The 14,593-nt window shown below is 64.2% G+C and carries 15 protein-coding genes; 8 read left to right on the forward strand and 7 right to left on the reverse strand.

Translation table 11 applies throughout. The annotated features are described in order from the left end of the window. Window positions 1–47 precede the first annotated feature (47 nt). The gene (locus tag MU558_RS20645; RefSeq protein WP_246975122.1) at window positions 48–1,214 is read left to right on the forward strand and encodes an NAD(P)/FAD-dependent oxidoreductase; all 1,167 of its coding nucleotides are present in this window, start codon (window positions 48–50) and stop codon (window positions 1,212–1,214) included. Between the two features lie 151 nt (window positions 1,215–1,365). On the opposite strand, the gene MU558_RS20650 is transcribed toward MU558_RS20645, so the two are convergent. Together MU558_RS20650 and MU558_RS20655 are read right to left on the reverse strand one after the other, a co-directional pair. Next, on the reverse strand, window positions 1,366–2,076 hold the full coding sequence (locus MU558_RS20650) for a TMEM165/GDT1 family protein (RefSeq protein WP_246975124.1): 711 nt from the start codon (window positions 2,074–2,076) through the stop codon (window positions 1,366–1,368). Beyond that, window positions 2,073–2,270 carry a hypothetical protein gene (locus MU558_RS20655; RefSeq protein ID WP_246975126.1) on the reverse strand — a complete coding sequence of 66 codons (198 nt, stop codon included), beginning with the start codon at window positions 2,268–2,270 and terminating at the stop codon, window positions 2,073–2,075. Before MU558_RS20655 ends, MU558_RS20650 begins: the two co-directional genes overlap by 4 nt. Window positions 2,271–2,610: 340 nt before the next feature. Between MU558_RS20655 and MU558_RS20660 the strand changes: the two genes are divergently transcribed. Both MU558_RS20660 and MU558_RS20665 read left to right on the forward strand, forming a co-directional pair. Next, a complete protein-coding gene (locus MU558_RS20660; protein WP_246975128.1) occupies window positions 2,611–3,942 on the forward strand; it encodes a hypothetical protein in 1,332 nt (443 codons plus the stop codon). 75 nt (window positions 3,943–4,017) lie between these two features. Next, window positions 4,018–4,293: a hypothetical protein gene (locus MU558_RS20665; RefSeq protein WP_246975130.1), complete on the forward strand. Its 276-nt coding sequence runs from the start codon at window positions 4,018–4,020 to the stop codon at window positions 4,291–4,293. Window positions 4,294–4,379: 86 nt separating this feature from the next. Here MU558_RS20665 and MU558_RS20670 read toward each other — a convergent pair whose 3' ends face one another. Together MU558_RS20670 and MU558_RS20675 are read right to left on the reverse strand one after the other, a co-directional pair. Then, complete coding sequence (locus MU558_RS20670) at window positions 4,380–4,829, reverse strand: pyridoxamine 5'-phosphate oxidase family protein (protein ID WP_246975132.1); 450 nt, start codon at window positions 4,827–4,829, stop codon at window positions 4,380–4,382. A 124-nt stretch (window positions 4,830–4,953) separates the two neighbouring features. After that, window positions 4,954–5,118 carry a hypothetical protein gene (locus tag MU558_RS20675; RefSeq protein ID WP_246975134.1) on the reverse strand — a complete coding sequence of 55 codons (165 nt, stop codon included), beginning with the start codon at window positions 5,116–5,118 and terminating at the stop codon, window positions 4,954–4,956. Between the two features lie 235 nt (window positions 5,119–5,353). On the opposite strand from MU558_RS20675, the gene MU558_RS20680 reads away from it, so the two are divergent. From MU558_RS20680 to MU558_RS20695, 4 genes are all read left to right on the forward strand, one after another. Then, window positions 5,354–6,766 (forward strand): aryl-sulfate sulfotransferase, encoded by a 1,413-nt coding sequence (locus MU558_RS20680; RefSeq protein WP_246975136.1) that lies wholly within the window; start codon window positions 5,354–5,356, stop codon window positions 6,764–6,766. Between the two features lie 131 nt (window positions 6,767–6,897). Continuing rightward, a complete protein-coding gene (locus MU558_RS20685; protein WP_486642003.1) occupies window positions 6,898–7,179 on the forward strand; it encodes a DUF8044 family membrane protein in 282 nt (93 codons plus the stop codon). A gap of 49 nt (window positions 7,180–7,228) precedes the next feature. Next, entirely contained in the window at window positions 7,229–8,359 is a 1,131-nt protein-coding gene (locus MU558_RS20690; RefSeq protein WP_246975138.1) for a DUF4350 domain-containing protein, read from the forward strand. Continuing rightward, window positions 8,356–9,360, forward strand: a complete 1,005-nt coding sequence (locus MU558_RS20695; protein WP_246975140.1) for an AAA family ATPase — start codon at window positions 8,356–8,358, stop codon at window positions 9,358–9,360. Before MU558_RS20690 ends, MU558_RS20695 begins: the two co-directional genes overlap by 4 nt. 44 nt (window positions 9,361–9,404) lie before the next feature. Here the strand turns inward: MU558_RS20695 and MU558_RS20700 are convergent, their stop codons facing one another. Genes MU558_RS20700 through MU558_RS20710 form a run of 3 tightly spaced genes read right to left on the reverse strand, consistent with a single transcriptional unit; the run spans window position 9,405 to window position 12,381 of the window. Then, window positions 9,405–10,328 (reverse strand): DUF7982 domain-containing protein, encoded by a 924-nt coding sequence (locus MU558_RS20700; protein WP_246975142.1) that lies wholly within the window; start codon window positions 10,326–10,328, stop codon window positions 9,405–9,407. Continuing rightward, a complete protein-coding gene (locus MU558_RS20705; protein ID WP_246975144.1) occupies window positions 10,325–10,870 on the reverse strand; it encodes a DUF8163 family membrane protein in 546 nt (181 codons plus the stop codon). The genes MU558_RS20700 and MU558_RS20705 overlap by 4 nt, the downstream gene beginning before the upstream one ends. Next, window positions 10,867–12,381, reverse strand: a complete 1,515-nt coding sequence (locus MU558_RS20710) for a DUF58 domain-containing protein (RefSeq protein WP_246975146.1) — start codon at window positions 12,379–12,381, stop codon at window positions 10,867–10,869. The genes MU558_RS20705 and MU558_RS20710 overlap by 4 nt, the downstream gene beginning before the upstream one ends. A gap of 93 nt (window positions 12,382–12,474) precedes the next feature. Between MU558_RS20710 and MU558_RS20715 the strand changes: the two genes are divergently transcribed. After that, the gene (locus tag MU558_RS20715) at window positions 12,475–14,568 is read left to right on the forward strand and encodes a hypothetical protein (RefSeq protein ID WP_246975148.1); all 2,094 of its coding nucleotides are present in this window, start codon (window positions 12,475–12,477) and stop codon (window positions 14,566–14,568) included. The last annotated feature ends 25 nt before the right edge of the window (window positions 14,569–14,593 follow it).

Consider the following 14,593-nt stretch of genomic DNA (forward strand, 5'->3'; position numbering starts at 1 on the left):
GCCGGCGAAGTGCTCGAAGACGTCCTGCGGACGGAGGGGTGACTACCGTGAGCGACGGCGACCAGTGCGACGTCGCGATTGTGGGCGGTGGCGTCATCGGCTGTGCGGCCGCTCGAGCGCTCACGCCCGCCTACGACGTAACGCTGTTCGAGCGAGACGCGCTCGCCAGCGGTGCGACCGCCCGCGCCGCGGGGGAGATCACGATGACGCCGTCGTACACCGACGTTCCCAGTATCGCCGAGCACGCGATGGCCTTCTTCCGGGAGTACGACGGCACCACCAGCTTCGAATTCACCGAACTCGACAGCCTCGAGCTCGTTCCGCCGTCCGTCAAGGAGACGGCCCGGCGACGCGTCGACCGCCTCTCCTCGGAGGGGTTCGACGTGTCGTTTCTCGAACCCGACGACGTCGAACGCCAGTACCCCCGGTTCGACCTCGAGTCGTACGCCGGGGCGGTCCGCCACGTCGACACAGGCTTTCTCGATCCGTACACGCTGGCGACGTCCCTCGCAGCGGACGCCGAGGCGGACGGCGCGCGACTGCAAACGAGAACGCCGGTCGACGACCTCGTCGTCGAAGACGGGCAGGTCGTGGGCGTCGAAACCGCGACCGGGACCGTCTACGCTGACCACGTCGTGGTGGCCGCGGGCTGGCACACGCCGACGCTCCTCGGTGACCATCTCGAGCTTCCGGTCCGGCCGTATCGAACGCAGGTCGTCGTCCTCGAGCCCGACGAACCGATGGCGGAGTCGTTCCCCATGGGGTGGATTCCCGGCGAACACATCTACTTCCGACCGGAGTCGAACGGCGACCTGCTGGTCGGCGGCTGGTCGTTCGCCGAGGACGACCCCGTGGGAGCGAGTACGGACGCCGACGGTGAGTTCGTCGAACACGTCGCCGACCTCGTTCCGTCGTTCCTGCGAACGTTCGACGAGGCTGGCCTCAGCGGGGACTGGGCGGGGATCGACGCCGCGACGCCCGATACGAAACCAATCGTCGACGCGCCGGCCAACGCCCCCGACGGACTCGTCGTCGCGACGGGGTTCCATGGCCGTGGCGTGATGACCGCGCCCGTCGCCGCGGCGCTCGTGCGCGCGCTGATAACCGGCGAAGACGCGCCGTTCCCGACCAGGCCGTTCGAACTCGATCGATTCGACGACCGCTCGCGCGACTTCGAGTTCGTCAGCATCAGCGACGGGTCGGATTCCCATTGACGACGGGCTGTCGTCTCGAGTCGTCGCTCCCTTCGACGGCCCGGTCGAGGTAAGGAGGGACGCTGTAGGGATCATCGACGCCTTCTCGAGAAGGGCTGGCGTGCCGGCGACGACCGCCGGTGGCACGCGCTTGGACTGCGCACGAAACCGATCAGAGCGACGCGACGATCAGTTCGGAGAGCGACCCGACCACCTGCTCCCACGCCGAGAACCCGATGGACATCGCCAGCACCGTATCCAGCCCGAAGAAGGCAAACAGGATTGCCCCGAGGTAGTGGGCCTTCCGCACGTTGAAGCGGTGGGAGAACCGGTGGAAAAAGTAGGCGTTCGCCACGCTCACGGGGATGATCGCGAGCATCTCGCCCAGCCAGATCGCCGGTGTCGCACCGTATTCGACTGCGAGCCCGATGGTAACGAGCTGAGTCTTGTCGCCGAACTCGCCGGCAGCCATCATGGTGAAGATCGTGAGAAACTGCCCGACCGGGCCGCGAATAGTACGTCCAAGGAGTTCGAATTCCGCGTCGATTCCCGCCGCTCTCGTGCCGACGACACCGCCGTCCGTCTCCGCTCCGGTCGCCCCCTCAGCGCCGGGCGCAGAGCGGACGAGCAACACTGCAAAGAGCAAGAACAACCCAGCAGTAATCGCGTCGAGAGCGACTCCCGGGAGCGCCTGCTGAATCGCCTGTCCAAACAGGATCTCCAGAGCCGTCCAGCCTGCGAAGGCAGCCCCGGCTGCTCCGACGACCAGCAGTGGCCGGTATCGCGTCGAGAGCCCCGCGATGATGAACTGGACTTTCTCACCCGGGAGAACGGCGAGCTGTGCGACCGCCGCGATGACGACGATCTCTGCGAACCCGGTCATCGATCTCCCTCCAGCGCACCGGCGCTGCGCGTTCCGGTCGGGCCGGCCGATCGTCGGTCGATCGACGCTGCACCCCACTCGAGGCGAGGCCGCTCGCGGCCGTCGCTACTGCCGAGCGGACGAGTCTCTGGCGGTGCCGTCTCGTCGAACCGCTCGGCGACGTCGTCCGTGGCGATGGGCAGGCGACCAGCCATCTCGAGTCTCCCACCCCTCTTCAGGGAGGCCTCCGGCACGTCGCTCAGTATCATCTCGTGGTTGTTTAGACGCGTCTAATTTTTATATTTGTCGCATACGCTCTGCTGCTCCATCGATCGGCGGGTGTTCGGCGAACGGCGTCGCGATCCAGGATCGACGGCCGATCGTCGATAGTCAGCGGCCTCGAGGTGCGAAGAGACGTCGGCGATCGCCGGAGAACCTCGTTCCGCGGGCTCACGGACTCTCGACGCGTCGAACCACCTGGGCCTGAAACGTTCAACGGTCTATAAATGTACCCTGACCGATAGATTTGTAATTCCAGGTCCAAGATATCGACATATGGTCCCCGACATCACGCTGACTCGTCGCAGCCTCCTCGTCGGTTCCGGAATTGCCACAGGAGGTCTTCTTGGAACCGGCTTCGTTGCGCCGACGTGGCTCCCGGACCCGGTGACGGACGCGCTCTTGCCCGTCTACCCAGAACCGCCCAGCCACGTCTGGCGGCCGAAGGTTTCCGACGACCACGCCGACGAGGCAGTTACGCACCTCGAGGAGGCAGTCGAACAGGCGACGACCCTCCAAAAACGAGTCGACGTAGACGCGCTCTCCGACGACGTCGCACACCACCTCGACACCCGTGATCCATCCGGCGGCTGGCTGGAGTCGGCAAAATCCGAATCCGACCCCTGGGAGCGCCTGTCTGCCGCAACGTACGGGATGCAGTTCGCTGGCGAAGTCGTCGGCTACGCGACGGTCGCGCTGGACGAGGAGGATGCGGAGGCACTCGTCGAACGCGGCGACCGACTGCGGACGGCGGCCGACGACGTGCTCGACTCGCTCGGCGACTACCCCGTCTCGAACGCGAGTCGCGACCTCGCGTATCTCTATTTCGTCGAACGGGAGCTTTCGCTCGCACGACTCGACTCGCACCGTTCGGGTATGTACATGGGCGACACTGCAAGTGCCGACGAGTACTCAGAGCACGACGTCGCGAGCACGTGGGCGTCGCATCTACAGGCCGAACAGCGACTCCGGAACGCTCGCTACTACAGGGGGCTGTATCGCGAGCACCTCGGCGACGACACCCGTCCGTATGCGGACGTGCTGAACGACGCACTGACGGCGCTCACAGCCGCTGTCGACGAGTTCCCGACACGCAACGAGATGCGAGAGACGGTCAGCGAAGAACTCGAGCTCACCCAGGACTCGCCGTACGGGGCTGCTCGGTGGGAACTCGTAACACTCTGCTACGACAACGACTTTCGATTCGGATTCGACGAGGACGGGTATCGCCCGGAACACACCGTCCAGCACGTCGTCGACGTCGGACGGGCACTTCTCGCACGTCGAGCACACGAGTTCGCCCTCTCAGAACTCGACGTCTCGCCAGACGACACCGGCTACGACTCCGGGCGAACGTTCCGCGAGAAGCGACGCGCAGTCCAGACGTTTCGCTCGACTCGAGAGCAGCACGACTCGCCGTTCGCCGGCATCCTCGCACAGGAAGCAGCCGACCGGATCCGGGCAGGAGACATCGGTGTCGGCGGCGACCGGGACGAGAGACCAGCGTGGCAAGACCGTGTGGAGGCGACGACGTACTACCTCGTCGGCACTGGACAGCTGCGCGAACTCGGTGACGTGCTCGGCAGGATACTCGACGACACGTACTGACTGCTCGAGTCGACGGCTGCACCGAACCTGTGATTGTCCGGGCGACTATTTATCCGAGATTGGCGTACGGACGATATGGCAACGATCCACTTTAGAGACGACACGGAACCCGAGGAATACGAACGCATCTTCGTCGCGGAGAACGGGTGGGTCGCAGTATCGGGCGACGAGACCCCACCTGTGATGTATCCGCCGGATCGGATCGAGAAACTCGAGGGAAGCGAGGACATCTTCTACGACACCGTCGTCCTCACCGACGAATTCGGGACGAAGCGACGGGACGAACAGGGACGCGTCGTCCAGGTCCCCGAACTGGTCTCGCGGATGGTGTACGAACTCGAGATCGACTAGCCTCGATGTCCGAACTCGTTTCGTACTCGGTTCCTGGGCGACCTGTCGGTGAAGAACCGCCGTCTCTCGACTGGCAACCGCACGTTCTAGGACTCGGCCTGGACTTCCTTTCGGCCTGTTAGCGTCTCGGGAGCGAGACAAAAGTCGTGGAACGTGACCTCGTCTCGAGGCTGCTCGAAGATGTCAACTCTCGGCATCTGGATCGCCCACATTCCCTGGATGGCGCTGGATTCGTACGGCATCTCCTCCAGATCGTCAAGGCGTCCCGTAGCGACGATGCTTCGCCACCCCTCGTCGGTCTCGTCGTACGTCACGAAAGTGACTTTCGTGTCGACGAGATCCGTTTTCCTGCTGTCTGGAGGTACCGAGAGTCGGAAGTAGAAGATCGTATCACCTGCGTTGTACCCGTACGACACCGGAATCGAGGCTGGAGAGTCCTCGGCGTTCGTCGAGAACGACAGTACACCCGTCCCGCCGTGTCCCAGAAACTCGTCGATCTCGTCGTCTGTCATCTGGAGCCAGCGTAACCCTGGCATACCACGTGCCACGACGCGAGAACAGAAAATACCCCGCCCACACGGAGTTCCGTGTCTCGAGGTGGCCTCGGCCGGAGTCGCCAGCACGGCTCATTCTCGAGAGAATCGGAGCCGTCTGTGGGGCTCAGTCTTGAGAGAACCGGAGTTCCTTCGCTGGATCCTCGGCGACGACCCACCAGTGGACGTCGTCTTTCGGGTGGCGCCGGTCGACGTGATCCTGTAGCTGCTCTCCCGTGTCGAAATCCTTCCCACAGAGGTTACAGCGGTGATGACGGTGTTTGGGCGTCATAGAAGCCGTTCGCCGTCTGGGAGTACAAAGGTTTGGGGGCCACGAATCGCCTCGAACGGTCTCGAGTTTGCGAGTCAGGATCGGTACCACGGCCGTCGGCGATGTTTGTCGATCCTGTTTTTCTGAATATGCGTACACGATAGAACATATACTAGAAAAAATATTAATGGCTGGATCGAGAATCGAATACCGATGGCTCTCCAGGCGGTCGCTCGCGTACGTAGGGTGACAGGTAATGGCTGACAACGTACGACAGTCGCTCGATCGAGTCAGAACGGTACTCACGCGAAATCGACTTCGAGTCGCGTTCGTCGCTCTCATCCTGCTCTCGGTTGCCGTCGTCGCCAGCGCATCGTCCGGTGGCATTTCGACGGCGTCGGAAGACGACGTCCCGGATGCACCACCGACGGAGAACCACACGGTCGTCACCGAATCGGGACGGGCGGGGACGATCACCGCATACGCGCCCGACGGCGACGTCACCTACTACAACAACACGCGGACGAAGTACTTCGACGTCGACCCCGTGGAGGGTGACCCGCTGACCGTCGAGTATACTGCGACCGACACGATTCACACGGAGGGGCCGACCTGTCGTAGTCCGCCGTGTGCACTGAACGTCATCGAGCGCGCCGACCTCGAGACTGGCGAGGTCGAGGTCGTCTACGAGCGCTACGACCACAAGGAGACTGCAGGTGAGTGGCACGACGCGGATCGCATCAACGAGACACACGTCGTCGTCGCCGACATCGTCGCCGACCAGGTCTTCATCGTGAACACGGAGACGGAAATCGTCGAGTGGCTCTGGGACGCTCAGAGCGACTTCCCGCTCGACGGCGGCGGCCCGTATCCCGGTGACTGGGCGCACGTCAACGACGTCGAGTACATCGAGAGCGGAGAGATGGACGGCCGGATCATGGTCAGCCTGCGCAACCAGGACCAGGTCGTCTTCCTCGACCGAGACGAGGGCCTGCTCGATGAGTGGACCCTTGGCGCCGAAGACGACTACGACGTCCAGTACGAACAGCACAATCCCGACTACATCCCCGAGAGCGAGGGCGGACCGGCCGTCGTCGTCGCCGACTCCGAGAACGGTCGCATCCAGGAGTTCCAGCGAGAAGACGGCGAGTGGAACCGGACCTGGCTGTGGGAAGACGACCAGATCCAGTGGCCACGGGACGCCGATCGACTCCCGAACGGCAACACGCTGATCACCGACACCCACGGCAACCGCGTCATGGAGGTCAACGAGTCCGGCGACATCGTCTGGGAGGTCGGGTCGACGCTGCCCTACGAGGCAGAACGCCTCGAGACGGGTGCCGAAAGCGAGGGCGGACAGAGCGCGGCCGCACTCGGCCTCGAGTCCCGAACGGAAGCCGACAGTGGCGGTGGCGGTGGCGGCGGTGATGGGAGCAGCATCGAATTCAACCCCCTCGAGTTCCTCGGCGAGCAACTCGAGTCGTTCCTGCCCCACCGGATCTACAACGCCCTCCTCTTTGCGACCCCGATCTGGATGGGGAAAACGGAGTTCGCCGCGATCGGCGTCGCGCTCCTGACGGGGCTCACGTGGACCGGACTCGAGATCAGGTGGCAGCTCCGCGACGCTGGCGTCCGCTTCCGCCTGCCAGTCTATCGGGAGGGGAAGTGACTCGAGACGAAGGAATGTCGCTGCTGGCGGCAAACGAGAATAGCCACGCAACGATCGCGAGACGAAACACACTGTTGCCCACAGAGATAGTGCGCTACGTTTAGGTATCCCTGTCTCACTTGTTCGAGTAGATGCCAACTCAGCGTCGGATGCGATTCGTTCGCGGCCACGTAGCGTGGATGGTCGCGACGGTTCTCGCGCTCGCACTGCTGGACGCACTCTCCTACGAACTCTTCTTCGTCCTCTCGCTGATCGGTTTTCTGATCGTCACGGAACTTACGTCGCCGTTTAACGTCACACCGACGTGGCGGCGTCGACTCCGATGGCCGATCTTGCTCGGACTCGCCGGCTTCGCAGTCGTCGTCGTGCGGCGGATCCTCGAGATTCTCCCGTCGGAGGTGGTGCCGCTGTGAATCACGGCGTCGATCACGATCGAGACCGACGACCCAGGGAGAGATTCCGATGAACGGGCGCGATAGCTTGCTCGACGACGGAATCGAGATCGACTGGCCGCGAGTTCTCTTGCTCGCGCTCGTCCTCACGGTCCTCGTCGCGCTGGGGGCCGTCGCTGCGACTTCGTCGGCTGCGTTCGGCCTCTACAACCCCTCGTGGGACGGCGCGGCGGACTTGCGACAAGACGTCGCGGACGATCCGACCATCGAGAGCCACCTCGTGCGCGACACGGCCCGGTACGAAGAGTGGCCGGCCAACGAGACGGTCGCGTTCGTAATCGCACCGGACGACCCGTACGAGGGTGAAGACGCCGAGCGAGTCCGGGAGTTCGTTGCGAACGGTGGCACGCTCGTCGTCCTCGAGAACTTCGACGAGACGGGCAACGACCTCCTGGCCGACGTCGGCGCCGAGGCGCGGACAGATGGGCAACTGCTCCGGGACGAACGTCACCACTATCGCGGGCCGGTGATGCCCGTCGCGACGGGCACCGAGAACCATACGCTCACGGCTGGCGTCGACCAGTTGACGCTCAATTACGCGACTGCGCTCGAGCCAGGGAATGCGACGGTGTTGGTCGCGACCAGCGACTTCGCGTATCTCGGTCCCGAAGAAAACGAACTGGACGAGCAAGACGACCTCCAGTCGTATCCGGTCGCGACAGTCGAGAACGTAAGCGACGGGCAGGTGATCGTCGTCGGCGATCCGAGTATCACGATCAACTCGATGTACGACGAGCCGGACAACGCGGCGTTCGTACGCGGCCTCTATCGCTCCGCGGACGTCAGTCACGTCGTCTTCGACCAGTCACACGGCGGTGAAGTACCGCCACTGGCTGCCGTGATACTGACGGTTCGGGACTCGACCCTGGTACAACTGCTCGTTGGAGCCATCGGAATCGGCCTCGTTGCGACCCTGTCCCGGATTCATCCCCGATCTGTGTTTTCACTCGTCCGTGCTCGTCTCCCGGCACGCTTCCAGCCGTCGAGAAAGTCCACTGTCGGGCGGGATCTGCCGGGACTCACCGACGCCGAACGCGCCGCATATCTCCGAAAACGGCATCCTGACTGGGACGAGGAGCGGATCCGTCGAGTAATAAAAGCGCTTAACAGTCCGCGTTCGGAAGAGGAACCAGACGAATGAGCGGCACCGACGATTTGGCCGACGGGTCGAGCGGCGATCCAGCGGCGATCTACGACTCGTTGCGCACGGAGATGAATCGCGTCTTGGTCGGTAACGACGAGGCGATCGAGTACCTGACGATCGCGTTGTTGACTCGTGGCCACCTCCTGCTCGAGGGTGTTCCCGGGATCGCCAAGACGACGCTCGCGAACCTCTTTGCGCGAACGACGGGACTCGACTACAACCGGATCCAGATGACTCCCGACGTACTGCCGGCCGACATCACGGGGACGCGAATTTACCGACAGGAACCGGGGACGTTCGAACTCCAGCGCGGTCCCGTCTTCGCCAACCTCGTCGTCGCCGACGAGATCAACCGTGCAACACCGAAGACCCAGAGCGCGCTGCTCGAGGCGATGGAAGAACGGCACGTGACTATCGAGGACGAGACGCTCCCGCTTCCCGATCCGTTCATGGTCGTCGCGACACAGAATCCGGTCGAGTCGGAGGGCGTGTTTCAACTGCCACAGGCCCAGCGCGACCGCTTTCAGTTCAAACTGCTGCTCGATCTGCCGGACCGGCCAGACGAGCGAGAGCTGCTCGAGCGATTTGACGACGACCCTGAACTCGGGCCCGACGACGTCGGTCGCGTCATCGACTCCCAGCGGCTTCACGATGCACGCGACGTGATTACGGCGGTCCACGTTGCACCACCGGTCAAGGAGTACATCCTCGACCTCGTCGCCGCGACGCGAGACCACCCGGACGTTTCCCACGGTGCCTCGCCGCGTGCAACGCTGACGTTTCTCAACGGCTCCAAGGCACGGGCTGCCATTCACGGCCGCGACTACGTGATCCCCGACGACGTGAAATCGATGGCCGAACCGGTGTTGTGCCATCGCCTGGTGATGAGCACCGACGCGTCTCTCAGCGACGTCGATACAGTCGACGTCATCGACGAAATCGTCGATACGATCGAGCCGCCGAGTGCCGACGTGAGCGCTCCATCTACAGTTTCGTAATGAGTGGATGGCGGTACATGGCAGCAGCGACCTCGAGTAGACGCTTACCGTGAGTCTGATTCGTCCGCGTCCGCCTCGTTCTCCCACCGACACGTAACGAGCCAGTCCGCCCGATCGGCATCCGGCGCAACTGCCAGCTGAACCGGACGCTCGAGGCCGGTCGCGAAGCCGACGGCGAGAAACGATGCGATCGGATGATCGAAGCGGTCGACGTCGCCGAACGAACTATCCTCGATTGCGACGGTGACGCGGCCGGCAGACGGGTCGACGTCCGGGTCGGCACTCGCGGCGAGTTCGAACTGCTCGACGAGCCCGTCGGCGAGCTGGGTCGCAAGCGGTGCTGGCGCGGTCGCGAGGTCGCCGGTCAGTGCGCGCTCGAACGCCTCGAACAGCGTCGTACCGGTCGGCTCCAGGACGAGTCCCCGCTGCTCCGGATCGGTCAGGAGAGGGGCGCCACGCAGGCCGTCGCGGTCGTCTGGTAGTTTGCCGGTCGATCGCTGGGGGACGTACAGGTACACGTCGGCAGGATCGCCGGTCGACAGGTAGATGTGGTCGTCGCTCAGACCGAGTTGATCGACGATCGCGGCCTCGTTGGCTGCCATCGCGGCGTAGATTCGCTCGCCGACGTCCGCTGCGACGAACGTCTCGGGCGTCAGGTAGTACGTCAGGACGCCGCCGAACAGCCCCGTCGCGGCGAGCGCGAAGAGTACGTTCCGCCCGTCTGGAAAGAGGAGTCCACCGAGCGCAGCGAGGACGCCGACGAACGCGAGTCCGACGGCGGTACGGCGGTACTGTGACTTGCGAGCGCTGACGTACTCCGCTCGCAACCGCTGGTTCTCTTCCTCGAGGAGTTCCGCTCGCGCCGCAAGCTCGAGCGTCTCTTCGTCGTCTCCGTTCTCGCGGTCGGTCGCTGGTCGATCGGTTGCCGTGTCGGTCGTCTCGTCCGGATCAGCAGTTCTCGTACTCATGTCTCGGTCGATTCAGTAGCAGGGTCGGAAGTGGATTCGGTTCTGTCCGTCGGCAATGCGTCCCCGTCGTCGCTAGCCGGAACCAGTCCCAGTCGGACGAGCGCGAGTCGGTGTAGTCCGTACGAAGCGACTGCCAGGAGCACGAGCACAGTCGTCGCAGCCAGCCACGTCGGCTGCGAGCGGGTGACGAGCCACGCAGTGACTGCGAGCGCGGGTGCACTCGTAACTGCAACGAGCACGGTTCGGCCCGAGCTCGCGGTTCGGAGCAACGGCGCGAGCAGGACGGCCACGAACGCAACGTCGACGAGCGCGATCGAGAGGGGAGCGATCCCCCCTGGAGTGGCGACGACGAGCAGGATGTGACCGACTGCCAGCGCGTACGGCGTTCCAAGTGCGTATCCGGCGAGTGCAGTCACGAGCCCTGCGAGCAACCCGATCGGTCCGGCGACGATCGTGAACGCGACGACGAGTCCGACGAGGGCGACGATCGTCGGCCAGTCGTAGCCGGTCTCCGCCGAGACTGCGTCGACTCGAGTACTCACGCCCGACCACCACCAGCTCGTCCAGCCTCGAGCACGGCCGACAGCCGATCCGCCGGCCCGACCTCGAGGGCGGTTACGTTGGCCATCCGTGCGAGCCCCCGTCGGAACTCCTCGAAGGCGACGTAGCGGTCGTAGGCCTGTTCGGCGTCGGCCAGTCCGCCCGGCTCGTAAAGGACTGACGGTGCGAGCAAGACGGTGACACCATTGCCGTCTCGTCGCGCGAGTTTGACCGCTTCGCGGAGTTCCGCCGGCCGCGAGTCGTCGGTGCAGATGACGGTCCAGGTCGAGTCCGGTGAGTTCGCCACTGCGGTGTGAACTGCTCCGTACAGTGGATCCCCGGCAATGCGTTTTTGATACACCTGCCGGTCGGCATAGAAGGGGCGGAGCGTTCGCGCGAACGAATCGTCCGTCTTCTCGAGGTCGGCGAGTGAGCGCTGGACGTCTGCAGGATTTGTCCGCTGGTGCAGACGTGAGACCCGTCCTCGCTTCGTACCGGTCGCAGCCGCCGCGGTTCGAGTCCGCTCGGGACTGTTCACCGGCGTCGCGTCGGTGGTCTCGGGAGCCGAGTTTCTGGCACTCGTCGGCTCGAGCTCGAGCAGTTGGCGTCGAATCTCGTCGTAGTTGGTGGCCGGGGAAACCACGTCGGGTCGACTGGTTATCCCGTCGTCACCGACAGTCACGAGTCCCAGCGGATCGGTAAACTGGCTGGCGACGCCCGCGATAGCGAGCGCCACTTCGCGGAGGTACTCGAGTTTCGTCCCGGTTCGGGAGCCGGTCGCGAGCGAGGCACGGTGGTCGACGACGAGCAGCGTTTGTCGGTCGGTTTCAGCCTCGTACTCGCGGACGTACGGCGTCGTCAGTCGAGCCGTCGCCTTCCAGTCGATCTGTTTCCCTGCATCGCCGGCGACGTATTCACGGAGTTCCGCAGGCTCGATTCCGGACCCTGTCCGTCCAGCACGATGGGTGCCGTACGACGCGGCAACGCGGTCACCGCCCTCGCCGACGTGAATCGACTGCGGCGTCGGTGGTTCGACCGTCACGGTCGGCGTCGTACCCAGGGAGACCGTCTCGCGGAACAGTCCGTCCGTCGCCGTCACGGTCGCCTCGTCGAACGCGTGCTGACCGGCCACGGGCCAGGTGACCGACTGGACCCGCTCTCCGCTGTCGTCGGCCGGCTCGAGAGCGACTTCGATCGGCTCGCTCGTGGTGGCTGCGACCGGTAGCCCGGCAGTGATCTCGAGGAACAATGCCGTCTCGTCCTCGCACGTCGCGGCCAGCGTAACCTGGGTTTCGTCCCCGGTTCGAACGCCAGTTCGAGCAGACGACTGGACGACCGACAGCGACGCCACCGTTCGCTCGAGGTCCCGAACGAAGCGGTACTGGAAGGTGAGTACCCACGCGCCCACGAGCGCCGTGCCGACGAGCACGAGCGGGCGTGCGAACACCATTGCGAGGACGGCGAGCACGACGGCGAGTGCGATGGCCGCCCATCCCCGGCGCGTCGGTTGCATAGTCGGATAGATTCAGGTGAGTGTGTTGAAGGTGTTGATTGGTGGAGACTCTCGAAAGAATACCTTATCAAGATGGGAGAAAAATTACTCCGCGTGAACTCGATTGGGGGTCGGACACTCGTCCTCGTGCTTTGCGTTCTCTCGATGACGATTACCGGCGGGATCGTCCTCCCGGGATCGACTGCCGCGATGGACGGGGACGCCGTCCAGCGCGTCACGGTCCAGCAACACAGCCCGTCCGTGGCCCAGAACGAAACGCCGCCACATCGAAACCCAGACGACTACTCCGAGGACGGCGACCTCGAGAGCCTCGAGACGTGGCTAGCAGATCGGCTCGCGAGCCAGCTCAACGAGAGCGCGATTCAGTTGAGCGAGGGAGAGTACGAACTCGCCGAAGGATACGTCGACGAAGAGTACCGAGAGCGCCTAGAGCAGTACGTCGACGTCGCAGGCGAGACGGACGGCGAGAGTCGCGAAGACGAGTTCGAGGAAGCGGCGACGAAGCAAGAGGAGTTGGCAGAGAATAGACAGGAGTACCGCGAGACGAAAGCGGAATACGAGGAGGCCCGCGATGCGGGCAACGAAGCGCGAGCACGGGAACTCGCACGCGAACTAGAGCGACTCGCAGCGGAGATCGACGGGATCAGTCACGACCTGCAGCGGACGTACCAGTCCGTGAACAACGCGACCAGCCAGGACGTCTCGAGTGCCGAGGACGCAATCAATCGGACGAACAGCGACGTCCAGCAGGAACAGGCGGTCATTCGTGACCTGGTGTTCGTCGAAACGACGTTGCAACTCGAGGCCGAGAACGACGAAATCTCGTTTCTCGAACCGCTGACGGCGACGGGGACGCTCCGGACGGCCAACGATTCGACCGTCGCAAACGAATCGATTCGACTCGAGATCGACGGGCGATCGACCGTCGTCGAGACGGACGCAAACGGCACGTTCGATCTCGAGTTTCGGCCGACGAACACGTCGCTGTCGGCCGAGAACGTCACGGTTCGGTACGTTCCGGAACGCAGTTCGGTCTATCTCGGAAGCGAAACAAACGTCTCCGTCTCGATCACACAGGAGGAGCCATCCGTCGACATCCACGAGGCGCCAGCGGACGTCACCTACGGCGATCCGGTTCGAGTTCGTGGGGCGGTTCACGTCGACGACGTTGCGGTCGATGGCGTGCCACTCGAGGTCCTCGTCGACGGGGCGGTGCTCGGTGAGACGCGAGCGACGGACGGGCAGTTCGACGACGAGTTCGAACTCCCCGCGTCCGTCGCTGCTGGCGACGCCGAACTGCGCGTTCGGATTCCGTTCGAGGAGCGAGCCCTCGCCGCCGCCGACGCAAAAACGGCGACCACAGTGCGTGAGACCGAGACCGACCTGGCGGTTACAGCACGCGAGGTCGACGAGCGCAGGTTACAGATAAACGGGTCACTCGAGGCCGTCACCGGTGTCGGGGTCGCAGCCCAGCCGGTGCAGCTCCGCGTCGATGGCGTCACCGCGACGACCGTGACGACAGCCGAAGACGGGAGCTTCTCGGAGACAGTTACGGTGCCACCGTCGGTGACCAGCGACGCAGTCGAGGTCGACGCAACCTATCGTGGTGCTGGCAGTAACCTGGCAGAATCGGACGTGAAGGCGACGGTGCAGCTTCGTCCGACCGGAAGCGAGGCTAGGAAGGGACTGAGCTCGATCCAGACCTGGGTCTGGGCCGCGGTCGGCTTCGGCGGGGTCACGGCTATCGGCGGCGCCATCTGGTGGTATCGCCGTCGGCAGTCGCCCACGCACGAGCGGGTAGCGACTCCAGACGAATCCGAGACGACGGTCGAGACTCGAGGACCGTCGCCCGCCGAGACGCTTCTCTCCCGGGCCAGCGATCAGCTCTCGCAGGGAGATGCGAACGCAGCGGTCCAGACGGCGTACGCTGCCGTTCGGGAACATCTCGAGTCGTCCGTCGAAGACGCTGGTGCCCTCACGCACTGGGAGTTCTATCGACGCTATCGCTCCGACGGCGAATCTCCCACGGCCGACGCACTCGAAGCCGTCACCAGACAGTACGAACGGGCGTCGTTCACGCTCGAAGCGGTGTCCGAACAGGACGCCGAAGCCGTCCTCGACGACACGCGACAGCTGTGTGAGGGCGACACTACTCGCGTGGACGGCGGCAACACAGCCGACGACTGACGCGTCGAAGTCATCATTCTCGAGA

Origin of the sequence: Natribaculum luteum (assembly GCF_023008545.1) — an archaeon.
Lineage (GTDB): Archaea > Halobacteriota > Halobacteria > Halobacteriales > Natrialbaceae > Natribaculum > Natribaculum luteum.

Bases quoted from the DNA above. Each gene is read 5' to 3' on its own strand.
- MU558_RS20650 (WP_246975124.1), bottom strand. From the start codon at position 2,076: ATGACCGGGTTCGCAGAGATCGTCGTCATCGCGGCGGTCGCACAGCTC.
- MU558_RS20655 (WP_246975126.1), bottom strand. From the start codon at position 2,270: ATGGCTGGTCGCCTGCCCATCGCCACGGACGACGTCGCCGAGCGGTTC.
- MU558_RS20660 (WP_246975128.1), top strand. From the start codon at position 2,611: ATGGTCCCCGACATCACGCTGACTCGTCGCAGCCTCCTCGTCGGTTCC.
- MU558_RS20665 (WP_246975130.1), top strand. From the start codon at position 4,018: ATGGCAACGATCCACTTTAGAGACGACACGGAACCCGAGGAATACGAA.
- MU558_RS20670 (WP_246975132.1), bottom strand. From the start codon at position 4,829: ATGCCAGGGTTACGCTGGCTCCAGATGACAGACGACGAGATCGACGAG.
- MU558_RS20675 (WP_246975134.1), bottom strand. From the start codon at position 5,118: ATGACGCCCAAACACCGTCATCACCGCTGTAACCTCTGTGGGAAGGAT.
- MU558_RS20680 (WP_246975136.1), top strand. From the start codon at position 5,354: ATGGCTGACAACGTACGACAGTCGCTCGATCGAGTCAGAACGGTACTC.
- MU558_RS20685 (WP_486642003.1), top strand. From the start codon at position 6,898: ATGCCAACTCAGCGTCGGATGCGATTCGTTCGCGGCCACGTAGCGTGG.
- MU558_RS20690 (WP_246975138.1), top strand. From the start codon at position 7,229: ATGAACGGGCGCGATAGCTTGCTCGACGACGGAATCGAGATCGACTGG.
- MU558_RS20695 (WP_246975140.1), top strand. From the start codon at position 8,356: ATGAGCGGCACCGACGATTTGGCCGACGGGTCGAGCGGCGATCCAGCG.
- MU558_RS20700 (WP_246975142.1), bottom strand. From the start codon at position 10,328: ATGAGTACGAGAACTGCTGATCCGGACGAGACGACCGACACGGCAACC.
- MU558_RS20710 (WP_246975146.1), bottom strand. From the start codon at position 12,381: ATGCAACCGACGCGCCGGGGATGGGCGGCCATCGCACTCGCCGTCGTG.